The 24,897-nt window shown below is 58.7% G+C and carries 23 protein-coding genes and 1 pseudogene; 21 read left to right on the forward strand and 3 right to left on the reverse strand.

All coding sequences use genetic code 11. From position 1 onward, the window contains the following. Positions 1 to 66: 66 nt before the first annotated feature. The 7 genes and pseudogenes from V0R37_RS17730 to V0R37_RS17760 all read left to right on the forward strand — a co-directional run bounded on the left by V0R37_RS17730 (position 67) and on the right by V0R37_RS17760 (position 6,238). Positions 67 to 774 (forward strand): GntR family transcriptional regulator, encoded by a 708-nt coding sequence (locus tag V0R37_RS17730; RefSeq protein ID WP_420375782.1) that lies wholly within the window; start codon positions 67 to 69, stop codon positions 772 to 774. A 201-nt stretch (positions 775 to 975) separates the two neighbouring features. Next, positions 976 to 2,211: a methylaspartate ammonia-lyase gene (locus V0R37_RS17735; RefSeq protein WP_420375783.1), complete on the forward strand. Its 1,236-nt coding sequence runs from the start codon at positions 976 to 978 to the stop codon at positions 2,209 to 2,211. Then, positions 2,211 to 2,369 (forward strand): annotated as a pseudogene (locus V0R37_RS17740) (TetR/AcrR family transcriptional regulator); the annotation flags it as partial. The gene V0R37_RS17735 and the pseudogene V0R37_RS17740, both read left to right, overlap by 1 nt. Next, entirely contained in the window at positions 2,370 to 2,768 is a 399-nt protein-coding gene (locus V0R37_RS17745; protein WP_420375879.1) for an LmrA/YxaF family transcription factor, read from the forward strand. Positions 2,769 to 2,816: 48 nt separating this feature from the next. Next, positions 2,817 to 3,806, forward strand: coding sequence for a Bug family tripartite tricarboxylate transporter substrate binding protein (locus V0R37_RS17750; RefSeq protein ID WP_420375784.1), 990 nt, complete (start codon positions 2,817 to 2,819; stop codon positions 3,804 to 3,806). A gap of 33 nt (positions 3,807 to 3,839) precedes the next feature. Then, positions 3,840 to 4,808, forward strand: coding sequence for a Bug family tripartite tricarboxylate transporter substrate binding protein (locus tag V0R37_RS17755; RefSeq protein WP_420375785.1), 969 nt, complete (start codon positions 3,840 to 3,842; stop codon positions 4,806 to 4,808). 11 nt (positions 4,809 to 4,819) lie between these two features. Then, positions 4,820 to 6,238 carry an MmgE/PrpD family protein gene (locus V0R37_RS17760; protein ID WP_420375786.1) on the forward strand — a complete coding sequence of 473 codons (1,419 nt, stop codon included), beginning with the start codon at positions 4,820 to 4,822 and terminating at the stop codon, positions 6,236 to 6,238. A gap of 31 nt (positions 6,239 to 6,269) precedes the next feature. Here V0R37_RS17760 and V0R37_RS17765 read toward each other — a convergent pair whose 3' ends face one another. The 3 genes from V0R37_RS17765 to V0R37_RS17775 form a co-directional block, all read right to left on the reverse strand. Then, complete coding sequence (locus V0R37_RS17765) at positions 6,270 to 6,566, reverse strand: HigA family addiction module antitoxin (RefSeq protein WP_420375787.1); 297 nt, start codon at positions 6,564 to 6,566, stop codon at positions 6,270 to 6,272. A 12-nt stretch (positions 6,567 to 6,578) separates the two neighbouring features. Then, positions 6,579 to 6,857, reverse strand: a complete 279-nt coding sequence (locus V0R37_RS17770; protein ID WP_420375880.1) for a type II toxin-antitoxin system RelE/ParE family toxin — start codon at positions 6,855 to 6,857, stop codon at positions 6,579 to 6,581. A 168-nt stretch (positions 6,858 to 7,025) separates the two neighbouring features. Next, entirely contained in the window at positions 7,026 to 7,958 is a 933-nt protein-coding gene (locus V0R37_RS17775) for a LysR family transcriptional regulator (RefSeq protein WP_420375788.1), read from the reverse strand. Between the two features lie 122 nt (positions 7,959 to 8,080). Between V0R37_RS17775 and V0R37_RS17780 the strand changes: the two genes are divergently transcribed. The 14 genes from V0R37_RS17780 to V0R37_RS17845 all read left to right on the forward strand — a co-directional run bounded on the left by V0R37_RS17780 (position 8,081) and on the right by V0R37_RS17845 (position 24,884). Further along, positions 8,081 to 9,583 carry a M81 family metallopeptidase gene (locus tag V0R37_RS17780; protein WP_420375789.1) on the forward strand — a complete coding sequence of 501 codons (1,503 nt, stop codon included), beginning with the start codon at positions 8,081 to 8,083 and terminating at the stop codon, positions 9,581 to 9,583. A 49-nt stretch (positions 9,584 to 9,632) separates the two neighbouring features. Continuing rightward, positions 9,633 to 10,640: a Bug family tripartite tricarboxylate transporter substrate binding protein gene (locus tag V0R37_RS17785; RefSeq protein ID WP_420375790.1), complete on the forward strand. Its 1,008-nt coding sequence runs from the start codon at positions 9,633 to 9,635 to the stop codon at positions 10,638 to 10,640. A gap of 43 nt (positions 10,641 to 10,683) precedes the next feature. Then, positions 10,684 to 11,514: a polysaccharide deacetylase family protein gene (locus V0R37_RS17790; RefSeq protein WP_420375791.1), complete on the forward strand. Its 831-nt coding sequence runs from the start codon at positions 10,684 to 10,686 to the stop codon at positions 11,512 to 11,514. Beyond that, complete coding sequence (locus V0R37_RS17795) at positions 11,511 to 12,386, forward strand: polysaccharide deacetylase family protein (protein ID WP_420375792.1); 876 nt, start codon at positions 11,511 to 11,513, stop codon at positions 12,384 to 12,386. The genes V0R37_RS17790 and V0R37_RS17795 overlap by 4 nt, the downstream gene beginning before the upstream one ends. Positions 12,387 to 12,502: 116 nt before the next feature. Further along, positions 12,503 to 12,721, forward strand: coding sequence for a type II toxin-antitoxin system RelB family antitoxin (relB, locus tag V0R37_RS17800; RefSeq protein WP_420375793.1), 219 nt, complete (start codon positions 12,503 to 12,505; stop codon positions 12,719 to 12,721). 35 nt (positions 12,722 to 12,756) lie between these two features. Next, entirely contained in the window at positions 12,757 to 13,032 is a 276-nt protein-coding gene (locus tag V0R37_RS17805) for a type II toxin-antitoxin system RelE/ParE family toxin (RefSeq protein WP_420375794.1), read from the forward strand. 968 nt (positions 13,033 to 14,000) lie between these two features. After that, complete coding sequence (locus V0R37_RS17810) at positions 14,001 to 15,176, forward strand: polysaccharide biosynthesis/export family protein (RefSeq protein ID WP_420375795.1); 1,176 nt, start codon at positions 14,001 to 14,003, stop codon at positions 15,174 to 15,176. Positions 15,177 to 15,189: 13 nt separating this feature from the next. Continuing rightward, positions 15,190 to 15,633 carry a low molecular weight protein-tyrosine-phosphatase gene (locus V0R37_RS17815; protein ID WP_420375881.1) on the forward strand — a complete coding sequence of 148 codons (444 nt, stop codon included), beginning with the start codon at positions 15,190 to 15,192 and terminating at the stop codon, positions 15,631 to 15,633. 15 nt (positions 15,634 to 15,648) lie between these two features. Then, the gene (locus tag V0R37_RS17820) at positions 15,649 to 17,880 is read left to right on the forward strand and encodes a polysaccharide biosynthesis tyrosine autokinase (protein ID WP_420375796.1); all 2,232 of its coding nucleotides are present in this window, start codon (positions 15,649 to 15,651) and stop codon (positions 17,878 to 17,880) included. Positions 17,881 to 17,883: 3 nt separating this feature from the next. Then, positions 17,884 to 19,356, forward strand: coding sequence for a lipopolysaccharide biosynthesis protein (locus V0R37_RS17825; RefSeq protein WP_420375797.1), 1,473 nt, complete (start codon positions 17,884 to 17,886; stop codon positions 19,354 to 19,356). Between the two features lie 34 nt (positions 19,357 to 19,390). Next, positions 19,391 to 20,590, forward strand: a complete 1,200-nt coding sequence (locus tag V0R37_RS17830; protein ID WP_420375798.1) for a polysaccharide pyruvyl transferase family protein — start codon at positions 19,391 to 19,393, stop codon at positions 20,588 to 20,590. Further along, positions 20,574 to 21,758, forward strand: a complete 1,185-nt coding sequence (locus V0R37_RS17835; protein ID WP_420375799.1) for a glycosyltransferase — start codon at positions 20,574 to 20,576, stop codon at positions 21,756 to 21,758. Before V0R37_RS17830 ends, V0R37_RS17835 begins: the two co-directional genes overlap by 17 nt. A 19-nt stretch (positions 21,759 to 21,777) precedes the next feature. Then, on the forward strand, positions 21,778 to 23,739 hold the full coding sequence (asnB, locus tag V0R37_RS17840) for an asparagine synthase (glutamine-hydrolyzing) (protein WP_420375800.1): 1,962 nt from the start codon (positions 21,778 to 21,780) through the stop codon (positions 23,737 to 23,739). Next, positions 23,736 to 24,884, forward strand: a complete 1,149-nt coding sequence (locus tag V0R37_RS17845) for a glycosyltransferase family 4 protein (RefSeq protein ID WP_420375801.1) — start codon at positions 23,736 to 23,738, stop codon at positions 24,882 to 24,884. The genes asnB and V0R37_RS17845 overlap by 4 nt, the downstream gene beginning before the upstream one ends. Positions 24,885 to 24,897 lie beyond the last annotated feature (13 nt).

Consider the following 24,897-nt stretch of genomic DNA (forward strand, 5'->3'; position numbering starts at 1 on the left):
TGCATGCAATAATCCATAAATTCCTTATGGTTTTCCCCTAATTTCAGTTGTTAGTCGGAGATTTGCATGCAATTTGACATGGAAGCCGCCCTCGGCGCGGATGCGGCTGAATCCCAGGGCCGATCCCGGGGCTCCTTGACCGCGATGGCCGTCAATCGCCTGCGCGACCTGATCGTCACCGGCGAATTGAAGCCGGGACAGAGGATTTCGGAAAGATCGATTCTGGAGGGGCAGCAAGACCTCTCGCGCACGCCCGTGCGCGAGGCGCTGAAAATACTGGAGTCCGAAGGACTGATTCAGCTCAGACCCAATCGCGGCGCCTTCGTCACCAAGCTGAGCATCGATCACATCGATGCCGAAATAGAAGTCCTGATCGGACTGGAAGGCATTGCCGCCATGCTCAGCTGCAGCCGAATCACCGATGCGGAAATTGCCGAGATAAGCCGGCTCCATCAAGAAATGATCGGCTCATTTGAAAACCAGAACCTGATGCTGTACTTTGAAACGAATCAAAGAATCCATCAGCTTATCGTGGACGGCGCCCACAACCCGGCCCTGTCAAGGATATACAAAGCGGAATGCCTGCACATCAGGCGCTATCGCTACGCCGGCAATCTTGAGCACACCAGATGGCACAGCGCAACCCGCGAACATGAACAGATCCTGGCGGCGCTGACACAGCGCGATGGCTTGCTGTTGCGCGAACTGCTGCGCGCCCATCATACGAACGGATGGGCGGTAACGCGCGAGCTGCTGCGGTCCGAGCTGGAATGACGCAAGCGATTCCTCTTTAGCCCAGGCTTTTCCCTCAATAGCCTCCAAGGCCGACGAAGCAATATTCGACAGGGCATATCGGGTTTTCACCGATATGCCATTCTTTTGAATCAATAGTATTGTACCGATCGTTCGGTATAACACTGCCGAGAAGCATCAATATGCCTGGCTCAAAGAACCCACCAACATAAAGGTTTTGAAATGCAAGATCTGGAGATAAGGAAAGTTACGTTAGTACCCGGCATTGGCGGTTTTTGGGTCAATGACCAACCCGCCATCCAAACAGGCGCGGAGGCCGATGGTTTCTTTTTCAAAGGCAAGCCTGTTACTCCTGGATTCTCTGCGATACGCGAGCCCAGCGTCGCCTACTGCATCATGGTGGAGCTTGCCGATGGGCGCGTGGCCTACGGAGATTGCGTAACGGTGCTGAACGCCGGCTATGCAGGCAGGCCGCCACCCCTGCGCACCGAGAACCTGCCTCGTGTAGAGGCGGCGTTGGCTGCCATGTACAACGCAAAGAAGTTCAAGGGATTCCGTCAAGCGGCCGCCTTGCTTGACGATCTTGATCTTGAAAAGGAATTGCTGACACCCGTCGCGTACGGAATGTCTCAAGCCTTGCTTTCCGCGGCCGCATTGGCCAAGCACACCATCATGGCGCAAATCCTGATCGACGAATATCAAATCCAGGAGCGCTATGCGGCGCCAGGGTTTGCCGGGTCTTGCGGCGGGCAATGGGAACAAAATGTGGAAAAGGCGATCATGCGGCGCGTTGCAATGTTCCCTCAAAGCGCAATACAAACACGCACGCAATGCGAACAGCTTCCCGAATACGTTTCATGGATCATAAAACGGATCGATAACCTGGGTGGCGGCGAGTATCAGCCCGACTTGCATTTTGACTTCCACTCTTCCCTGGGTCGCATGTTTGACAATGACGAAGACAAGATTTGCGACTACTTGTCAAAGATAGTCCGGCTTGCAGGCCACCATCAGGTTTACTTCGAAGATCCCACCGTAAGCTCCTCCGCCAGTGAGGCTTGCGAACGCATGGCAAGCCTGCGCCATCGGCTCGATGCATCAGGCCCAAAATGCAAGCTGATTGCGGATGAGTGGGTCAATAATCCCGGAGAAATGCTGCGGTTCGCCAAAGCAAAGGCGGCGCACGCGTTTCAAATCAAGAGCCCCGACAATGGATCTCTGGTCAACACCATACAGGCGATTCAAACCTGCAAAGAACATGATGTATTGCCCTATTTAGGGGGCAGCTGTAACGAAACCGATATTTCGGTTCGAGCCACCGTGCACGTCGGGATCGCACTTGGCGCATGGCGCATGTTTACCCGTCCAGGCCTGGGGTTCGACGAGGGGCTCATGGTGGTGACGAATGAAACCAACCGCGGCATGGCGCAGCTTAACCGCACAAAGGAATCAAGCTAATGGGTGCGGCATTGCTCCCTCTCACGGAAGTCTTGAACCGCTTGGCCCAGGTATTCAAAGAAGAAGGCTACGACTCCGCGACCTTGTCGCGCCTATCCAGCGCAACCGGATTGGGTAAAGCGAGCCTTTATCATCATTTTCCCGGGGGGAAAGTCGATATGGCCATTGCCGTGGCGGAAAGATCCAACCGGATCTTCCACGAGCAGATCATTGCCCCGCTGCAAAGCGATGGAGATCCAGTCAAGCGCATTGAGCAGATGATCAAGCACTTGAATATCTATTACTCCCAAGGCGAAGAGTCCTGCCTGCTGGGGATGCTTGCAATGGGCGGCAGCGCTCCGTTATTTCAAGAACATGTTCGCCGCGGACTTGGAGACTGGGTCGAAGCCCTTGCCCAAGCCCTTATCCAAGCCGGCTTTTCCACAACGGAAGCCCATCAACGGGCCGAGGACACGGTTTTCAGAATCGAGGGAGCCCTGTTGGTCGCTCGAGGAACGGGCGATCCCAGCCCTTTCCGTCGAATGGTGGCGCAACTGAAAAGCCAATTATTGCAGTAAGAAAGCTGGCGGAAATCACACAAAAACGATATCAGTGAGGAGACAACCATGAAGAAAAAACTATATACGGCGCTAAGCGCTCTTGTTTCAATCGCCTCGGCAACGGCGCTGGCCGGTAATCCGGCCTTCGCGGCCGACGGCTTCCCCAACCAGCCCATACGACTTATTGTGCCGTTCTCGCCTGGCGGCTCAACGGATATCGTTGCCCGCTATATCAGCAAAGAACTTGGCGACGAGCTAGGCCAGCCCGTTGTCATCGAAAACCGGCCCGGAGCAACCGGCCAGATTGCCTCGGTGGCCGTAGCCAGGGCCAAGCCCGATGGGCATACCCTTATCATGGCCACCACAAGCACTCATAGCATCAGCCCCTACTTGCATGGCACGCAGCCGTTTGACCCGATCGGCGACTTCGAGCCCATCAGCAATGTTGCTTTACTGCCCTTTGTTCTGGTGGCAACGCCGAAGCTGCAGGTCAGCTCGGTGAAAGATCTCATTCAGCTCGCCAAAGCCAAGCCGGGGTCCATCTCCTACGCATCATCAGGAAACGGAAGTTCGCTGCATCTGGCCAGCGTCCTGCTGACCAGCATGGCCGATGTGAACATGATGCATGTCCCATACAAAGGGGCCGCGCCGGCGGTCACCGATGTAATGGGCGGCCAGGTAGCCGTCATGTTCGACACCATTCCTTCCTCGCTGCCCAATGCGCAGGCGGGAAAACTGAAGATCCTGGCCGTCAGCAGTCCCGAAAGATCCCAGTTGCTGCCCAATGTGCCGACGATTGCCGAAACAGGCCTTCCGGGCTACGAGGTGGTGGGCTGGGCGGGCCTGCTTGCACCCAAGGGGACCTCTTCAGCCGTCATAGAAAAAATCAACATAGCGGTAAACAAAATCTTGCAGACTCCCGAAATGCGTGAACGCTTTACCGGACAGGGAGCAGAACCGGCCGCCACCACCCAATCGCAGTTCGCGGCACTGATGAAAGCCGAAGATACAAAATGGCAAAAGGTCATCAAAGAGTCCGGCATCAAAGCCCAATAGCCCGATCCGCTGATCAACACAGAGGCAAACACCATGAAAATCACGCTTAAACATCTGATGCTTAACGGACTCGTCGCATTGGCCGTCACCGCCGGAGTTCCCGCTTTCGCCAACGGGCCTATCAGCATCGTCGCCCCTTACCCGCCAGGGGGCGGTGTCGACTCTTTAGCCAGGTCCATAAGCCCGGAACTGGGCACCGCTCTGGGGAGCAACATAATTGTCGAAAATCGCCCTGGAGCCAACGGGATAATCGGCACGGATTTCGTCGCAAAGGCCAAACCCGACGGCAAGACGCTGCTGCTGGGCAACATTGGGCCCAACGCCGTGAACCAGTCGCTTTATCCCAAGCTGCCTTATGACTGCATCAAAGATTTCGTCCCCATAGGCTTGGTGGCGAAAACAACCCACGTCTTCGCTGTCCACCCCTCCATACCCGTCAAGACAGTTGCCGAGTTCATCGAATATGCAAAAAAGAGCCCAGGCCAACTCAGCTTTGCCTCGACAGGCACGGGCGGCTCACCCCATTTGGCAGGAGAGCTCTTTCAGCTGATGGCGGGGGTAAAAATGGTTCATGTGCCATACAAAGGCGCGGCAGCGGCCAATACAGACCTGCTTGGGGGCCACGTAAACGCCACATTCACCACCCTGCCCAGCGTCCTGCCTCATATCAAAGCGGGAAGCCTGCGAGCCTTGGCGGTAACCAGCACCAGCCGCTCCAGCGCCCTGCCCGACGTTCCAACGATGCAAGAAGCCGGTGTGGCGGGCTATTCCATGAACACCTGGTACGGGCTATTTGCCCCTGGCGGAAGCAAAAAAGACGTAGTCGACTCTTTAAACAAGAGTGTGACCGCAGTCATAAAGAATCCAGCCGTAGCCGCAAGGCTTGAAGGCCAAGGCTATGAAGTCGATTACAGCACGCCTGAAGAGTTCGCCGCCTACGTCAGCCAGGAGGTTGAAAAGTGGGGCGAGGTTGTCCAGAAAAGTAAATTAACCATAAATTAAATCGATAAGTCATGGAAACAGGCTCGTCTCCGGACCCATTAGCCACTTGCCAAGCGGGCAAGGTCACTGAAACCCTGGTTGAACAGGCTCTGGCGTATCGCTTCGACACACTGCCCGCCGATGTTATTGCGATAGCTAAACAGTGCATTCTGGACTGGTTTGCCGTGACAATAGCCGGCTGCGCCGAGCCTGTGCATGGCATTTTGCTAGGCGCCGAGCATCCGGGCTTCGAACAAAATGGATACGCTTCCGTTGTCGGGCAAGCCGGGCGGTACACGGCGCAGCAAGCGGCCTTGATCAATGGAACAACCGCCCATGCCCTGGATTTTGATGACGTCAACTTGTCCATATCCGGGCACCCGACGGCTGTTATTTTTTCCGCCCTGCTGGCTTTGGCCCAACAACACGGCAAGAGCGGAAAAGAGCTTATCACCGCCTTCGTCGCCGGCTATGAGACCGCTTGCCGGATTGGCCAGCTACTTGCGCCCGGCCACTTGGCACGGGGCTATCACGCCACCGGAACGATATGCACCTTTGGTGCCGCCGCCGCATGCGCACATCTTATTGGCTTGAACCCGATACAGACCGCAAGCGTGCTGGGCATAGCGGGAACGCAGGCCGCCGGACTGAAGGCAATGTTTGGGACCATGGCCAAGCCGCTGCATGCCGGGCTGGCCGCAAGAAATGGACTGGCCGCCGCTGTCCTGGTTCAGCACGGCCTTGATGGGCCTGTAAACATCTTCGAACATGGGATGGGCTTTTCCCTCACCCATAGTCCGGACTTCAATGCATCGAAGGCACTGGGCGAGCCCGATCAAGGCTTTCATATAAGAAATAATTTATTCAAATTCGACGCATCGTGCTTTGGAACGATAGCCACGCTGGAATGCATACGGCAAATCAAGCAGGAGCGGCCCATCGTGGCGTCGGAGATTAAAAAAGTAGCCATTCACGCCGATCGCACCGTCGATTCCATTTGCAACATCCAAAGTCCCAAAACTGGTACCGAAGCAAAGTTCAGCCTGCGCCAGAATGCCACCTATGCGCTGGCTGGATGGGATACAGGAAAAGCCGAAACCTACAACGACGCCCTTGCCAACGATAAAGACATCATCCAGCTTCGAGAAAAGGTCGACGTAAACCTGATGGATGGATGGCCACCGATGCAGGCGAAGGTCGAAATCGAAACACTGCAGGGACAACGCTACTGTGCGCTGGTCGATGCGGGCATGCCTTCAATGGATCTGCTTACGCAAAGCGAACGGCTTGAGCATAAGTTCTTCCAACTGGCCTCTCCATTACTTGGCCATGTAGCCTGCAAAAAACTTGCCGGCGACATTTCTGAATTTGAACGCCTTGAAAACCTTGGCGTGAAGGAAAGCAGAGGTTCGGCCCGGCATCCCGGAAGCTTCCCGGAGGTTTGGCTGTAGGGTGTCCAGCGCCTTTCTGGCAAAAATCGACCTACGCGTGCTCCAGCGGCGTGATCTTCGCCAGCACATCCGCCAGCGCGTCTTTGGCAACGTCAGTGTCATGCGCTACCTGGACGCGCAGCCAATAGCCGTCCGACAACCCGAAGAACCGGCACAAGCGAAGATCTGTGTCGGCCGTGATGGCCCGCATCCCCTTTACTATCTCGTTGATGCGCCGCGCCGAAACGCCGATCTCTTTCGCCAAGCGGTATTGGCTTATACCCAGCGGGGCCAAGAACTCTTCTTGCAATAGCTCCCCCGGGGTTACCGGAGCAATTTCACGAACCATAATTCGCTCTTTTCAGTGATAGTCCACAATTTCCAAGTCGTATGCATAGCCATCGCGCCATACGAAACAAATCCGCCATTGATCATTGATGCGAATACTATGCTGCCCTTTGCGGTTACCTTTCAGGGCTTCCAGGCGATTCTGGGGTGGAATGCGTAAATCTTCCAACCGCAAAGCCGCTTCCAGTTGACGCAATTTACGCAGAGCGACCCGCTCGATGTTCACGAAACGTGCAACCCGCCTGCCTTCATGCAAAGCCTGGGTATCAGGGCATTTGAACGATTCGATCATGGCCAAATAATAACGCCATGCGTTATTAAGGTCAAACATCACCTTAGGCAAGGTTTGGAATCTACTGGATCATTCCACCCTTATGGCCGGCTGTTTGATACTTATTAAGCAGGCTGCTAATAAACTTTAAAGCTCTCCTACCTCCACTCTTGCCCTTGCCCTTGCCGGTCAGAGTACTTTTTCGTCCTTCACGTCGAAGGCAAGTTCCACCTGCCTCCTTAACCATCTTACCGAGTCAATTCCATCCCAGCGCTTGGCCCAGATCATGGAATACGTTGTCTCGGCGATTTCGTCAGGAAGCTCCTTGATGGCCAAAGGGTACTGAGACAGCGCCAGTTCCGCGGCTCGCCTGGGCAATGTGGTGATGCAATCGCTTTCTAGAAGCACATGCGGTGCAAGAGCCAAATTGGACACGAAGAACTGGAATCGGCGACTCAGTCCCCGTTGAGCCAAAAGGCTATCGATCTCATTCGGCTGGCCAAGCATGGTGGATGTCGTAACGAATCGCAATGTGGTCAAAAGCTCGATGGTCAACTGCTTTTTCAGCACCGGATGCCCTTGCCGCATCACACAGACACGTCGATCCGTAAATAGAGGCTTGATCAGGCAAGAGCTCGGACAGCCATCAAAACGGCCTACGGCCAAATGCATTTGGCCGCTCAACAATGCTTCCGCGGGCACTTGGGAACCCGGGACAGGCGTAAAGTGAACGGAGACTGACGGCGCGGCCTTTGAAAAATTGCGAGCCATCCACGTCGATAGCATCGATTCTGTCAGGCTGTTGCTACCCACATGGAATACATCCTTGGCTGTGGCCGGATTAAACGGGTTGGCATGATCAAGGGTGGCGCGCGTTTCGTCCAATGCGCGCTGCAAACTGGGCCAGAGGGCAAGGGCATATGGAGTCGGCTCCAAGTGCCCACGAACTCGAACAAGCAAGGGATCACTAAACAGGCGTCGCAGTTTTGCCAAGTCCCGGCTGATTCCCGGCTGGGTGCGCGCCAGGATCTCAGCCGTCTTGGTCGCGCTTCTTGTGCGAAGCAAGGTATCCAGAACGGGAAGCAGATTCAGGTCAAACCGTCGAAGGGCTAAGTCTTGCATGGGTAACCTCGAAATCAACATATCAAAAATGGTATGAAGTCTTCTATTTTAATGATTTGACCGGCATACACAACGTACCTAGAGTGAGCTCTATCGGACTTGTAGACGCAATCTAAGGACATATGCCGCATACCATCGTTTCCATTCAGTTCAGCCACGAAACCAACACGTTCAGCAGCTCGATTACGGACATGGAGGCATTTCGCCGACGCATCTTTGTTGAAGGCGATTCGGTGGCGAAACGTTTTGCCGGGACCAGCACCGAATTGGGCGCGCATCTTGTGGCGGCGGAGCAATATGGCTGGACTTTGCGCCAACCCTTCGCCGCCCATGGCACGCCCTCCGGGTTGGTGTCGCGCCAAATGCTCGACCATTGCGTGCAGATGCTGACGCGCGCAGCGGCAGGCGCCGACGGCGCCCTGCTGGCTTTGCACGGAGCCATGGTCGCGGAAGGCATTGACGACGCCGAGGGATACATCCTTCAGCAACTTAGACACGTGTTAGGGCCGGACAAGCCGATAGTCATCACGCTGGATACGCATGCGAACGTAACTCCCAAGATGGGAGAGCTGATCAATGGCCTGTTCGTATATCGCACCTATCCGCATGTCGATCAGCATGCGCTCGCCCTTGAAGCCGCGGCATTGCTGAATCGAATGCTCACGACCGGCGACAGGTTCAACGTCCATGTATTCAAGCCCCCAATGCTGGATGGCGCCGATCATGGCCGCACGCATGGCCGTGGGCCCATGCCTAGACTGCTTGACAAGGCAAAGGCCATATGCCGGCAACACCCGGGCATAGAAGCCGTCGAGGTATCGGTCGGTTTCCCGTGGTCGGACATCGAGCAGGCTGGGCCGGCGGTAACCGTCACATCGTTGGCAGGTCGCGATCACGCAGGCGGCGTGATCCGGCCATTAATGGAGGAACTATGGAAGACCCGGGCAGAGCGATCGATTGAATTGCTTGATCTGCCCACGGTGATCCAGGAAATACAGCAAACACCAGAAGGAAACGGACCTATTGTCGTTGCGGATTTCAGTGACAACCCCGGGCATGGAGCGCCAGGCGACGGAGTGGCGCTGTTACGCGCTTTGCATAAAGCGGGCATTCGGGGAGTCGCGGCCGCCTGCATATGCGATCCAGAAGCCGTTCAGGAATGTGCCGCCGCGGGTGTCGGGGCGGAACTGCGGTTGACCTTCGGTGCGCGCCGTCTGCCCCAGGTATATGGCGAACCATTCAGCGGCCATTGCCGCGTGCAGCGGATCGGCGACGGGAACCTGGTGTACGAAGGCCCGATGCGCCGTGGAACGCGGCTGACGCTGGGCCCCACCGCCACCGTTATTTGCGGCGAGCTGACGGTTATCCTGACCACCAATAACATTCAGACGCAGGATCTGAGCTTTTTTCGATCCAATGGCGTGGACCCAACCCGCGCCAATGTGCTTGTTGTGAAATCGCAGCAGCATTTCAGGGCAGCCTTCGAACCTATCGCGCGGCGCGTGCTGCTGGCCGACAGCGGCGGCTTTGTTTCTCCCGACCTGTCCAGATTTACCTACCGTAAAGTCCGCAGGCCGATCTGGCCGCTGGATGAAATGCCCGACACATTGCCCTCGTTTATCTGAGGAACTGTTCAGTACCACTCAAACAAATACACCGCTAAAGGAGATTGACATGGATATGACGAAGAGATTTCGTAGAACTAAAGAAATTCTGATTATTTGTTTGGCTGCGATGATCGGAACCTTCGCATCTTCCGCCGCATGGGGCCAGAATGGTTCAAGTTGGCCAAACCGCCCGATAACACTCGTGGTACCGATAGCCGCCGGGGGCGGCACTGACATAATTGCGCGCGCTGTAGCCAACGAAATGACTTCTGTGCTGGGCCAGTCCATCGTGGTTCAGAACAAGGCCGGTGCCAATGGCACCATTGGCACCTCGGCGGTTGCCCGAGCCGAGCCAGACGGCTATACCATTATGGTCGGGTCCATCGGAACGCATGCCGCAAACGCATGCCTATATGACCTGCCCTACGATCCGGAAAAAGATTTCGAGCCAATTGCTCTACTGGCCAAGTACAACAATGTGATTGTTGTAAACCATGACTCCTCAATAGCATCCCTGCCGGATTTGATTTCACGGGCGAAGGCGGAGCCAGGCAAATTGACGTATGCGGTCACAGTGATTGGAAGCTCGTCACATTTAGCGATTGAACGGTTCAAGCAGATCGCCGATGTGGACATGCTTGCCATACCGTATAACGGTGCGTTGGCGGCCACAGCGGACCTGATGGGAGGGCGGGTCGATTTCATGCTGGATACGGTCGTCAGCCAATACGGCAACATTGCCGCGGGAAAGATGCGGGCCTTGGGGACGACAATGGCGGCTGGGCGCTCATCGGTGCTGCCTGACGTAAAGACAATTGCTGAGCAGGGTTATCCCACATTCGACACCGTGGGCTGGACGGGTCTATTCGCCCCCGCCGGCACCCCAAAGGAAATTGTCGAAAAAATCGCGACAGCTCTTCAAACCGTATATGCAACGGGCAAGTTGCAAAAAACACTGGGCAGCAAGGGGCTTGATGTAACCACGAATACGCCGAAGGAGTTCTCAAACTACGTCAAGCAAGAGCGCAAGACTTGGTGCGACGTCATCAAGCGCGCCAACATAAAGGTAGGCTGAATAAAAGTGAAACCGACTGTCTTCAACAATTTTCAGGGACGCAATGAAAACGTATTTTCCATCCGATCTTAAGTGCGTAGTGCTGCTGGGTGTGGACTTCGATGGACCGTGCCATGAAGTCGGGCGAGGTATTGCGCCACTGGGCATCCACTCCTGGGGCCGCTACTCCGCAAAAAGGGGCGTCCCCCGCCACCTGGAGATGTTCCAGCGGCTTGGCGTGCCCTGCACATTCTTTGTTCCCGGATATGACGCAGAACAATATCCGGACCTCGTCAAGGCCATCGACTCGTCAGGCTGCGAGGTTGCCGCTCATGGCTATCTTCACGAAGCCTGGGAAATGCCATTCGAAGAAGAAGAGGCGCTGCTACGCAAGACAAACGATATACTCGGCAACCTGCTGGGCAAGCAGGTACTGGGCTGGCGCTCGCCCTCGGGACGCAAGAGCGATCGCACCATGCAAGTGCTGAAGTCCATGGGCTATATCTATGATTCCAGCGATAAGGACTATGACCTTCCTTACAGGCTGCGCTTCTCCGATGGCGCGGGGGGCACCAACAATCTGATTGAGCTTCCCAACAATACCTATAGCCTGGACGATTTCCCGTTCTACAAGTTCAGCCACACGCCGCCATCAGAAGTCAGGGATCAATGGATCGATGAGTTCGAGCATATCTACAACAGCGATGGATTCTTTGTGCTGACGGTCCATCCGCGTTCCGGATGGGGCAGCGGCACTCCGTCCCGCTCACGTGCTTTCGAAGAGGTCATACGCCATATTCAACAGTATGACGGCGTCAGGTTTTTTTCCTGCGCCGGTTTTGCTCAATGGTGCCTGGCCAATCCCCATTACCTCGAAGAGGCTTGCCACACATGAAAACCGGTTTTCCCTGGCCCGAAGCCACGCGCAGTGTGGCCGCCGTCTCCGTCAACTTCGACGCGGAATCGTACGACCTGCTTACCACCACCCCGGAACGCCTGTTCGGCAGATTCTCATATGGACGTTACGGCGTGCGCGCCGGCCTGCCCCGCCTGCTTGATGTATTGGCCAAACACGGCATCCTCGCAACTTTCTTCGTCACCGGAAATGACGCGAACCGTCACGCGCAAGAGCTACGGCGCGTCGTGGCCGCCGGCCACGAGGTGGCCAGCCGAGGCGCCGACATGAAAAGGCCGCAACCCGACAATGAACTAGCATGGCTGCGCGATGGCGTGGAGGCGGTGGAGCAGGCTACAGGCGCAAAAGTGCTGGGCTATCGCAGCCCTGACAACGAGCTTTCGCCGTCAACCCTTCATCATTTGCTTGAACTGGGTCTTGACTATGATGCGACGTTTCAAGACGACGATACCCCTTATCGGTTTCTGCTACCCGCAGGTACTCTAGCCGAGATTCCCTCATCGTATGCACTTTCCGACGGGCCAGCCTATTCGGCCCGCCACACGCATGCGCGCCTGCTACAGATATGGCGTGACGAAACCCGGGCACTTTTGGATGTGAATGGCCTGATTCCGCTCGTATTGCATTTGCGGGGGGATTTTGGCTCTTCGCGCGTGGCCCGTATCGCCATGCTGAGCGAATATTTCTCCGAGATACAAGCTGAGCCCGGCATAAAGTTCATGACGTACGCCGCCTTGGCGCGCTGGACTCTCGATGTCAACTCCCCAGCCGAGCCTGATCCGTTTACCGCCCATGCGGCAACGCTGGAAAATACCATTTACAGGGGAGATTTGGCGGTCAAACCACTATAGGGCCAAGTCGTCGGGCGCTCCGGCGCCCTGCGCGATGCCGGCTTTTTCGAGATGGCAAATCACGCCAATTGTGCCTAATTGTTTTATACTAGGACAATACACAAGGAATTTTTTCCATGAATGCTGCCCTCTCTCCCATCGTCTCCGAGTTCGAGACCGAAGAACAAGCGGCCAATTATGGCCGCTGGTTTCGTGTGAAAGTGCAAGCCAGCCGCAACGATACTCGCCCAGGCATCTCTCACGACGAAGCAATGGCTCGTATTCGCGAAAAACTAAGCAATAAACTGGAAGATCAGGAAGAAGCCGGCACCCGACCGAATGGTCGGGACGGCTAAGTCCCAGGTATTACAACACTAAGAATCGGACAACCATGCTACCCATATCCTGGAGTGCCGCCGCACTTGATGACTTAGACAGCATCATCGGCTACATCGCAGACATTGATGTGCATGCCGCTCTAGCCATGCACGATCAAATTGAAAACTCGGTGCTGCCCGTCTCGGATTATCCCTATATATATAGACCGGGCCGTGTGCCCGGCACCCGCGAAATCATGGCGCACCCCAATTACATCATCGTGTGCGAAGTCCGGGACGATCACGTCAAGATTCTGGCCGTTATGCATACGCGCCAGGAATTCCCCTAAGCGATCCCTGCACTTGCGCATCCGCTTCAAAGGGCCATCCCAAAAGGATGGCCCTTTTTCCATACCCTGGCCCGCCGACTGGCTGGCAAGGCTGAGCCGGCGGCCGGAATAACGGCGCCGCGCTTGCAACGAATGACGCATAGCTTGCAACAATACGCAACGACAGAGCGGGATTGAGCCGGAACGGATTTGACAATCAGATGACGGGTTTCGATCCGCTAGTGACATACGGTTTCGTATTCATAGAACACCATACAAATGTTGTCACACGAACCCCATGCCTTCCCCCTGCTCGCGTAACAATTGACCTTCCCTGGCACATCGTTTTGACACAAAGTACAAAAAATAACGTCACAAGCGCATTTGCCTGACTCCGCCGACTGGTGGACCTTTCCGTTGTAAACATCTGCGGTTTGTTACAGGCAGGTCCGGAGCCGATGATAAATTGATCTTGGTCTCTCCGGCTTTTAGCGGATAGGCAGCAAATGAGGAGAATAGAAGTGCCCAATGAACATCCAGGCTCCAGGGCCCAGGCGCAACCGGCAATGGATAGCAATCCGCTTGCCCCGCTTGCTGCCTGCGCCAAAACTCGCCAGGTAGCGGTAGCGCGAATCAATGCCACACGGCATACGATCAACGCCGACCCACAAGGGCGACGCACGCGGCTCAACGACGCGGACGTGGGGAGGCTGGAATGGAATGTGCGGCCCAGGTCTCATCGAAACGTATCGCCGTATTGCTGACGCTGTTAAGTCGCGGCAATACATCAAGGTCAGGCACAAGCAATCAACACTAGCCTGATCTTCTCCGCGTCGGCGGCTGTGCCGGCCGACGCCTACAACCCGGTTGCCATCAGGCAATGCTCTTCGTTCGGATACCGCCACCCGGCGCATCCACTGCGGTAGCTATTGCCCGGCGGCTTGATATTGCATTTTTTCCTGTAAAGACTTTAAGAAAAAGAATCCTTGATGACGACTTCAACTCCGGTGCATGTCTCGACCGTTTTCAGCAGACTGAGACCGACGATAGCCATCCTGACGATCTCTTGCCTGCTGACGGCCTGCGCGATGGCTCCAGGCATGCGCATGGGCGCCAAAACCCAGTACGGCGATGCCACGGAGGACGCCGCGCCCGCGGGCACGCTGATCCCCATTACACCCGCCCTGATTGCCCAGCAAAGCAAGACGGCATCCAAGGGGGGTATCGACAAAGACATAAAACAGCTGTTCGGAACACGCAAGGTCTATCGTATCGGGCGCAGCGATGTCGTCAACATTGTTGTCTGGGGCCACCCGGAACTGGGCCTGACACCGGCCACATCCAACCGCAGCATGGGCTCCACCAGTCAAGCCGACGTCGGTAATGGCTATAACGTAAATCCCGACGGCACCATACAGTTCCCTTTCATCGGTCCGATCAAGATTGCCGGGCTGACTGAAAACGAAGCGCGCGAGCTGCTGACGCGGCGCCTGTCCAAATATGTGCATGACCCGCAGGTCACCGTGCGGGTTCAAGCCTACCGAAACGGCCGCATCTATGTGGATGGTGAAGTGCGCGTCCCCGGCTTGCAAACGCTGGACGACATCCCCATGACGCTGCCCGAGGCCATCAACCGCGCGGGCGGCTTCAGCGAGGAAGCGGATCGGTCATCCATTGCGCTGACCCGCAACGATAAAACCATCAATATCAATCTGTCCAGGCTGACCCGCCAAGGCGTCAACCCCAACCGCATCCTGCTGGCCAACGGCGACTTGCTGCGCGTGCGCAACCAGGTTGAATCGCAAGTGTTCATCATGGGCGAAGTGTGGACGCCCCGCGCGCAACCGCTGCATGACGGGCGTCTATCTTTGACCGAAGCCTTGGGTGAATCCGGCGGCCCGAATCCCTGGACAGCCGACGCCAGCCAGATCTATGTGGTGCGCAAAATGCCGGTTGAACTTGGCGGCGAAGACGCGCTGCCCGAGATCTATCACCTGGATGCCAGCTCGCCGGCGTCGTTCGTCCTGGCCAACGACTTCCAGCTGCAGCCCAGGGATGTGGTGTATGTGGACCCGGCGCCGGTGGTGCGATGGAATCGCTTCATCACCAACCTGCTCCCAAGCTACAACTCGCTGTTCATCAATACCCGCAACACAACGCGCTAAGACGATCATGACCATGCATAACATCCTGCTCGTTTGCATCGGCAATATATGCCGAAGTCCCGTGGCCGAGGCGCTTTTCAAGCGGCACTTCCCCGATAAGGCCGTGTATTCGGCGGGCCTGGCCGCACTGGTCGGCCACCCGGCCGACAGCACGGCGCAAGACATCGCCCGGGCGCACGGCCTGGATCTGTCGGCGCATCGCGCCCAACAGATCACGCGAGCCATGTGCACCAGCGCTGATTTGATCCTGGTCATGGAAGGCGATCAGCAAAATGAGCTGGCGACGCGCTACCCCTTGGCGCGGGGCAAGATCCGCTGCCTGGGCGAGCTGCCGGAGGGCCAGCGTTTCGACGTCGCCGATCCGTATAAAAAGCCGCGCGACGCGTTCGAACAAGCTTATGCCGCCATCGAGCGCGGCGTCGATCACTGGGTACAGCGTATCCGCCAAATCGGGTGAAGGCTCAAAACCAAGATGACAATACCTAATAACGACATGCAGCCCAGCCTCGCGGACCAAAAAGACAGGGACGACGTGGACCTGCTGGGCCTGCTCGACATCGTAATCGAAGCCCGCTGGCTCATCGCCGCCATTACCGCCGTCGTCCTCTTCTTCGGTGTCCTGTATGCCTTCCTGACGCAGCCGGTGTATCAGGCGGACAGTCTGATACAAGTGGAACAAGGCAACGGGCCGACAAGCAATGCGCTCAGTGAAATGGCCGCCCTATTCAACGTGCAGTCGCCCGCGTCGGCCGAGATCGAGATTCTTCGTTCCCGATTGGTGATCGGGCAGGCCGTGGATGACCTTCGGCTGCATCTGAGCGCACAGCCGGACTACGCGCCCTTCGTCGGCCGATGGCTGGCTTCGCGCGCAACGGGGCTGTCGAAACCCGGCTTTCTGGGTATGGACGGCTATGTGTCGGGTACGGAGTCCGTGCAGCTGGACCGCCTGGACATGCCCGCCGAACTGGAAGGAACCCCTCTGGCGCTGATCGCCACCGAGGACGGCTACACCCTGCTCGGAACAGATGAATCGGAGCTGGCCCATGGCAAGGTGGGTGAACTGGTGCCGTTCGAACTGCAGGGCGCGCCCGCCAGCATCCGGATCACCGCCTTGAGCGCAAAACCCGGCGCCCGTTTCATCGTGACCCGCCAGTCGCGCATCTCGATGATCAAGAGCCTGCAAAGCGCGCTTGAAGTATCCGAAAAGGGCAAGCAATCGGGTGTGCTGTCCGCCGTCATGGCCGGCACGGACCCTGGGCGCATTACCCACATACTGAATGCCATAGGCCAGGCCTACGTCGACCAGAACATCGAGCGCAAGGCGGCCGAAGCTGAAAAATCACTGGCCTTCCTGGATGATTTCCTGCCCGAGCTGAAAGAAAAGATGGATGCGGCCGCCGACCGCTATACGGCATTCCGCGACGAACACGGTACCTTCGATCTGGGTACGGAAGGCTCCCTGTCGCTGAATACGTCGGTACAACTGAAGTCGCAATTGTTCGCCCTGGAACAAAAGCGCCGCGAACAGGCGGCGCTGTACACCGAAGCCCACCCCACCATGCAGGTACTGGACCGTCAGATCGCGGCGGTCAAGAAGGAAATCGCGGAGCTATCGAAAAAGATCAGCAATCTTCCCGATCTGGAGCAGCAATTGCTTACGCTCATGCAAGACGTGAAAGTCAACGGCGAGCTCTATGTCAATCTGCTTAACAGCGCCCAGCAACTTCGGCTGGTCAAGGAAGGCAAGATCGGAAATGTGCGGGTCGTGGACACCGCCGTCGTTCCAACCAGGCCCATCCAGCCGAACAAGCCGCTGGTCCTGTCGGTGGCCCTGCTGCTGGGACTGGCGCTGGGCGTGGGCACGGCCTTCCTGCGCAACATGATGCGCCCCGGCATCAAGGACCCCGCCGACATCGAATCCACTCTGGGGCTGAACGTGTTCGCCACCGTACCCCATACAGCGGGTCAGGCCGAACTCCATCGCCTGATCATGGACCGCCGCCCGGGCAATCACGTTCTGGCGAACGTCACGCCAAGCGATCCGGCCATCGAAAGCTTGCGCAGCCTGCGCACCGCCTTGCAGTTCGGCATGCTGGACGCCCCCAACAATATCGTGCTGTTCAGCGGCCCCACACCGGGCATAGGAAAATCGTTCACCAGCGTCAACTTTGCAGCCGTGCTCGGCGCGGCCGGCAAGCGCGTCCTGCTGGTCGATGCCGACCTGCGCAAGGGCTATGTGCATCAGTACTTCGGCATGCAACGCCCCAAGGGCTTCAGCGAGCTGATCAGCGCCACGATTTCAACGGAGCAGGCCATACGGCCCAACGTCCTGCCCAACGTCGATCTGATCACCACCGGCGTACTGCCGCCGAATCCGGCCGAACTGCTGCTCTCGACGGCCGCTCCGAAGGTGCTCGAGGCGCTGTCCAGCCGCTACGACGTGGTGCTGCTGGATACCACCCCCATATTGGTGGTGTCCGACGCCATGGCATTGGCCTCGCATGCGGGCGCCGTCTTCCTGTTGGCTCGGGCCGGCGTCACGACACTGGGCGAGCTGGAAGAATCGGTCAAACGCCTGCGGCAATCCGGCTCAAGAATCAACGGTGTGATCTTCAACGATCTTTCGGCTTCCAATCGCCGCTATGGCAGCAAGTACGGCAGCTATCGGTATACCCACTATGAATACGGCTCAAAGGATGTCTGACCGGTGAACACCCTGGGCAAACAAGTCGGTCACGGCATCGCCTGGAACCTGGCCAATATGGTGGTCAGCCGCGGCGCCTCGGTGGTGTTCACGCTGTTCCTGGCGCGCTTCCTCACGCCCGACGCCTTCGGCCTGATGGCCATGATCGCCATCTGCTATGCCCTGGCCGATGTCTTGATGGTTTCGGGCTTCGGCCAAGCCATCATTCGGCAAAAGCAGCTGGAAGATATCGATCTATCGACGGCGTTTGTCACCAATCTCGCCTTCAGCGTGCTGATCTATTTAGCGCTTTACCTGTCGGCGCCCTGGGTCGCCCATTTTTATGAACAAGCGGAACTGATCTTATTGATTCGCGTCATTGGGCTCGTACTGTTCATCAATGCATTCAAGGTGGTCCAGCTGGCGCTGCTGAACCGGGCCATGGACTTCAAGTCGCTGATGCGTATTAATTCCGCCGCCACCATCATCGCAGGGACCATTGCGGTGTTCATGGCCTATGCCGGCCTGGGAGTGTGGAGCCTGGTCGCGCAATTCATGATCGCCGCCGCCGTATCCACAGCCTTGCTATGGCTAAGCGGCAATTGGCGGCCCAGCCTGGCTTTCAGCACGCGGGCCTTCCGCCGGATGTTTGGCTTCGGTTCCAAATTGACGCTGGAAAGCACCTTGAACGTGCTCTACGAAAATTCTTACGTGCTGGTCATCGGCCGTGTGTTCAGCGCCGAGGCGACAGGCCTGTATTACTTTGCCAAACGCATACGCGACCTGATCGTGGATCAGTTGAACAGTGCGGTCCAGCAAGCCACGTATCCGGCCATGGCGCAGCTTCAGGACGACCTGGACGGCCTGCGCCGGATGTACCGCATCGTGCTGCAGCTATTGTTCTACATCATGGCGCCAGCCTTGCTGCTGATCGCCATCCTGGCCGGCCCCCTGTTCGCGATTGCCTTCGATACCCGTTGGGCGGCGGCCGTGCCCTATCTGCAACTGTTGTGCATCGCCGGCATGCTGCTGCCCATCCATACGGTCAACTTCAACATGCTCAAAGTGCTGGGCAGGACCGATCTGGTGCTGTACACGGGCATGGCGAAAAAAGCCATACACCTGGCGCTTCTGGCGGCTTCGATTCCCTTTGGGCTTATCGGCATCGTGACGGGCCAGATCTTGGCCGTCGCACTGTCCAGCCTTTACTACATGTACTGCTCCGCCACCCAGATAGGCTACACCTGGCGCGCACAATTGCTGGATATGTTCGAGCCCATCGCGGTGGCCGCCATCTGCGCGGGCGCCACCGCCTGGCTGATGCATGCCGCCGCCTTGAGTTCCGGCTGGCATGCGCTGGCGGGCGGCCTTTGCTTTGCCATCCTCTATCTACTGCTCAGCCATCTTTCCGGCGTCGCAGGCTATGTGTTCCTGAAGGAAAAGCTGCAGGCTTGGCTTCAGCGCAACACAAGCAAAATTCAAGAGACCGAAACATGAGCCGTTTTCCAAACATGCCGCAGTGGACGACACCATGAAGCAGACCCTGTTCATCGGCGAATATGCATCCAGGAATGTCGGCGACGGCATCATCAAACTGGCCATTGAAAAGCTGTGTGCCGAACATGGCGTTGCGGCAACGTTTCGCGACTTCTACGGGGGCACGCCGGCTCCAGCGGCGGCCTCATCCGATACCGCCGCTGCGCAAGCCGCCGGCACAGCGCCCCGTACGCCCTCCTGGCCGCAACGCATATGGCGCGCCTTACTGCGCATCGCCTTGGTCAACTACGCCATCGCGCTGCTGTTCCACGCCACCCGCTATCGCCGCATTGCGACTGGCTATCAGGTGTCGCACTACCAACAAGTGGTAATCGGTGGAGGCAATCTGCTGATGGACAATTATCTGAATTTCCCCTTGCTCATTTTGCGCATCGTGCAACAGTGCGAGCGCCATGGCGTACCGGTCAAGCTGTTTTCGGTCGGCGCAGGAAAACGCTACAGCTGGCTGGGCCGAAAAATAACCGCGCGCATCCTGCGGTCCGAGGCCGTGGCCTGCGTGATCTGCCGCGATGGCAACACCTACGACCTGATCAAAGCCATCGGCGGAGAGGCGGTTCATCACAAGATCCGTTGCAGCGCTGATACGGGCCTGTATCTGACCCGCAACGACACCTTGGCAATGCAAACCAACACAGTAGGCCTGGGCGTCATCGCGCCCTCGGCCCTACAAGCCGTGGCACCCGAGCATTCCATGGCCGACCCGCAATACGCACTGCAATGGTGGGACGCCCTGATCGGTGCGTTGGCTGAGAAAGTCGGCGCCGACCACATCGAACTGATCTCCAACGGCTCGGGCGTCGACAACGACTTTGCATACACAGTCTGGCGCACGCTGTCGCCCAAGTACCCAGGCTTGTCGGTCTGCACATCCATCGCATCGCCCGCTGATCTGCTGCAGCGCATCGGCAACTACAAGGCGCTGGCGGCCTATCGCATGCATGCCGCGGTCACCGCAATGGCGCTGGACGTGCCCGTGATCGGATTCGAGTGGGATCCCAAGGTCTTGCAACTATTCACTTACTGCGGCAAGAGCGAGGCCTGCATTCCCCTTGCCGAGTTCACACAACATCCGGTGCACGACATCATCGCCACCCTGCTGCGCCAAACCCCGGCGCAGCTATCGGCGGTACGCCAAACACTGGATCGGGACTTCCGCCATGCAATCCATGCTTGATTCCGCCGCCTCTGCGCATAACCCGCCGGCCGCCGCGGCCGAACGCACAACGAGCGGCCGTGTGGCGCTGTTCATTCCTTCGCTGCATGGCGGCGGCGCGGAACGCGTCATGGTCTCGCTGGCCAATGGCCTGGCCGCCAAGGGGCTGGACGTGGATCTGGTGCTTGCCCGCAAGGCCGGCATCTACCTGGCCGATGTCTCGCCCGCCGTACGCATTGTGAATCTGCATGCGCCCCGTACGCGCCAGACCCTACGGCCCCTGGCACGCTACCTGCGCCAGGAATGCCCTGCCACCCTTGTGTCGGCCATGAACTACGTCAACGTCATCGCCAGCTGGGCCTGCCGAATCGCCAAGGTGCCGACCCGCCTGGTCTTGACTGAACACGCCAACCTGAGCCAGTTGCTGTCGGACTCGAACCCTGGCATGGCGTGGTGCCTGCCCTGGCTGATGCGGCCCGCATATGCGCGCGCCGATGCCATTATTGCCGTCTCCGACGGCGTCGCCCAGGACTTGGCCCGCAGGCTGGGCTGCGCGCCCGAACGCATCCATACGCGCCACAACCCTATCGACACCGCGGCCCTGGCTACCAAGAGCACGGAACCGCTGGACCATCCCTGGTTCGCCCCGGGCGCGCCGCCCGTGATCGTCGCAGCGGGCCGTCTCAGTCCCGAAAAAGATTTTCCGACCCTGATCCGCGCGTTCGACCTGCTGCGCGCGCAGCGTCCCCTTCGACTGGCCATACTGGGGGAAGGCGGACAACGCCCGGCGCTGGAAGCCCAGATCAACGAATTGCATTGCAAAGACGACATCCTGCTGGCGGGCTTTCAAACCAATCCCTATGCCTGGATGGGCCGGGCCGGCGTCTTCGTGCTGAGTTCCCGCTGGGAAGGGTTTGGCAATGTGCTCGTCGAAGCCATGGCCTGCGGCGCGCCCGTCGTCAGCACCGCCTGCCCCAGCGGTCCGGAGGAAATCCTGGGTAAAGGCCGCTGGGGCAGGCTCGTGCCCGTGGGCGACCCCGGCGCGCTGGCGCAGGCCATAGACCAGACCCTGGAAGACCCGCACCCGCCCGATGTCCGGCTGCGCGCGCAAGACTTCAACGTCGATCGGGTGGTCGAAACCTATTTACCGCTATTGCTTCCTCGCGCCACGGCGCCACTATCCCTATGACACGCAGCCAAGGAATACCATGTGCGGCCTGACCGGCTTCCATACGCTGGACGCCAGCGCACCCCTGCATAGCACCGCCCGCCACATGGCGGACGCGCTTACGCACCGCGGACCGGACGACGAGGGCGTCTGGGCCGATGAATCCTGCGGCCTGGCACTGGCACACCGCCGGCTTTCCGTGCTGGAGCTGTCCGCGGCCGGGCACCAGCCCATGCTGTCGTCCGATCAGCGCCATGTCATTGTCTTCAACGGCGAAATCTACAACCACCTGAATCTGCGCCGACAACTGGAGGCGGAGGGCGGCGCCCCCCACTGGCGCGGCCATTCCGACACGGAAACACTGCTGGCCTGCGCCAGCGCCTGGGGCCTGCGGAAAACGCTGACGGCGGCCACCGGCATGTTTGCCTTCGCCCTGTGGGATCGCCAGACCAGACAGCTTTTCCTGGCGCGCGACCGGCTCGGCGAAAAGCCCTTGTATTGGGGCTGGCAGAACGGCGTACTGCTGTTCGGCTCCGAGCTGAAGGCGCTGCGCCGCCACCCCGCTTTCCAGGCTGACGTGGATCGGCAGGCACTGGCCGCCTTCATGCGACATGGCTACATCAGCGCGCCTCATAGCATCTACCAAGGCGTGCACAAGCTGCCCCCCGGCCACTTGCTTGCGCTGAACCTGGCAGATTCGGCTCAAGCCCGGGCGGCACAACCCATGGCCTACTGGACGGTCGCGGAAACCGTTGCCTCCGGCCTGCGCCATCCGATTGAAGGAACACCCAAGGACGCGGTGAATGCGCTGGAGCAGCAGTTGTCGCTTAGCGTGCGCAGCCAGATGCTGTCCGATGTGCCTCTGGGCGCCTTCCTTAGCGGCGGCATCGACAGCAGCGCCATCGTGGCGCTGATGCAAGCGCACAGCATGCAGCCGGTACGCACATTCACTATCGGCTTCGACGATGTCCGCTACAACGAGGCGCCGCATGCGGCGGCCATCGCCCAGCACCTGGGAACCGAGCATACCGAAATGGTCGTACAGCCCAGCGACGCGCTGGACCTGATCCCGGCGCTGCCCCATATTTACGACGAACCCTTCGCCGACAGTTCGCAGATTCCCACACTGCTCGTCAGCAAGCTGACCCGGGCACATGTAACCGTGGCGCTGAGCGGCGATGGCGGCGACGAGCTTTTCGGGGGTTACAACACATTTCGCTTTGCGCCCCGTTTGTGGCGCCGCATACAAAGCGTACCCAAACCGCTGCGCGGGCTGGCGGCCTCGGTGCTGGCGGGAGTGCCTCCCGCCCGTTGGGACGCCATGCTTGAGGGCCTGCGCCGCGCATCGTCGGGACGCCTGGCACGCAACATCAATGCCGACAAGCTGCACAAGCTTTCGACCTTGCTCTCGTCGCCCGATCAGCGCGATTTCTTTCGCCAGCTCAGCAGCCACTGGGCCGATCCCGGCGCACTGGTGCGCGATGCGTCCGAAGCTCCCACGCCGCTGACGGAACCCGGCGCGCTGCCCCAGACAGACTGCTTCGAACACGACATGATGGCCGCCAATACCACCATGTACATGCCCGACGACATCCTGGTCAAGGTGGACCGGGCCGCCATGGCGCATAGCCTGGAAGTACGCGTTCCCATGCTGGATCACCGAGTCGTGGAGCTGGCCTGGCGCATGCCGCTGGCCTGGAAGATCAGGGCCGGCGAAGGCAAGTGGCCTCTACGCCAACTGCTGTACCGGCACGTCCCCCAAGCGCTGATGGATAGGCCCAAGAAAGGTTTTTCCGTGCCCCTGGGCGACTGGCTGCGCGGCCCCCTGCGCGAATGGGCCCATGCGCTGCTCGACCCGGCGCGATTGGCCCGCGAAGGCTACTTGAATGCCGATCCCATCCAGCATGCCTGGCAGCAGCACCAGGTCGGACATCAAGACCATTCACAACGCCTGTGGTGCGTGCTTTCCTTCCAGGCCTGGCTACAGGCGCAACAAACATGACAACACCCATTCACATTACCCATGTCATCGTCGGCCTGGACGTAGGCGGAGCCGAACGGTTTCTGCTTCGCCTGATTGACGCTCACCGCGGCAATCCGCAGTATGCGCACCGGGTGATTTCGCTGACGGGCAAAGGGACACTGGGCCCCCAACTGGAAGCGCAAGGCATAGCCGTCACCGCCTTGGGAATGCAGTCGTTGCGGGATACGCCGCGCACCTATATACGCTTGAAGCGCGCGCTGCAGGCCCATCGGCCGGACGTGCTGCAATGCTGGATGTACTACGCAGACCTGCTCGGCGGCCTGGCCGGCCGGCGGCTGGGCATCAAGCGCATCCTGTGGGGCATCCGGAATTCCCACTTCGAGTCGGGCGGTACGCGGCTGAAGCGGGCCGTGCGCCGCAGCTGCGCCATCGCATCCCGCCACCTGCCCTGGCGCATCGTCTGCGTGGCCGATTCGGCACTGGAAGTCCATGCCCGGGCCGGCTATGACCGCAGCCGCATGGAAGTCATCCACAACGGCTACGATCCGGAAACCTTCACTTACTCGGACACCGGACGCCACAGGCTGCGGCGCGAACTGGGCATCCCTCCCGACAGCCTGGTCATCGGTTCCCTTGGAAGGTACAGCGCGGCCAAGGACCATCACAGCTTTGTGCAGGCGGCCGACGCCGCCATGCGCCAGCGCCGCGGCTTGTATTTCATGCTGGTGGGGCGCGACCTGACCCGCGAGAACCAGGCGCTGGCCCGCCAGATCGCCGCCACCCCGCATCCGGAGCGATTCTTGCTGCTGGGGCAACGCAGCGACGTGATCGACTGCCTTAGCGCCATGGACGTATTCTGCCTGCACTCGCGCACCGAAGGCTTTCCCAACGCACTGGGCGAAGCCATGTGCGCCGCACGGCCTTGCATCACCACCGACGTCGGCGATGCCCGCCAACTGCTTGGGCAGGGCGGCCGTGTCGTTCCCGCAGGCGATGTGCCGGCCCTGACGCAAGCCATGATCCACATGGCCGATTTGGATGCTACCCAATTGCAAGCCATGGGTGCCCGCGCGCGCGGACGCATCGCCGATCACTACACGATGAATCATGCGGTCGATCGATTCGAATCCCTATACCAGACAGCCATGGCGCTGCCTTATTGATCCAAAGGTGAAC

This window comes from Pollutimonas rozaliensis, from assembly GCF_048751585.1.
Classification (GTDB): domain Bacteria; phylum Pseudomonadota; class Gammaproteobacteria; order Burkholderiales; family Burkholderiaceae_B.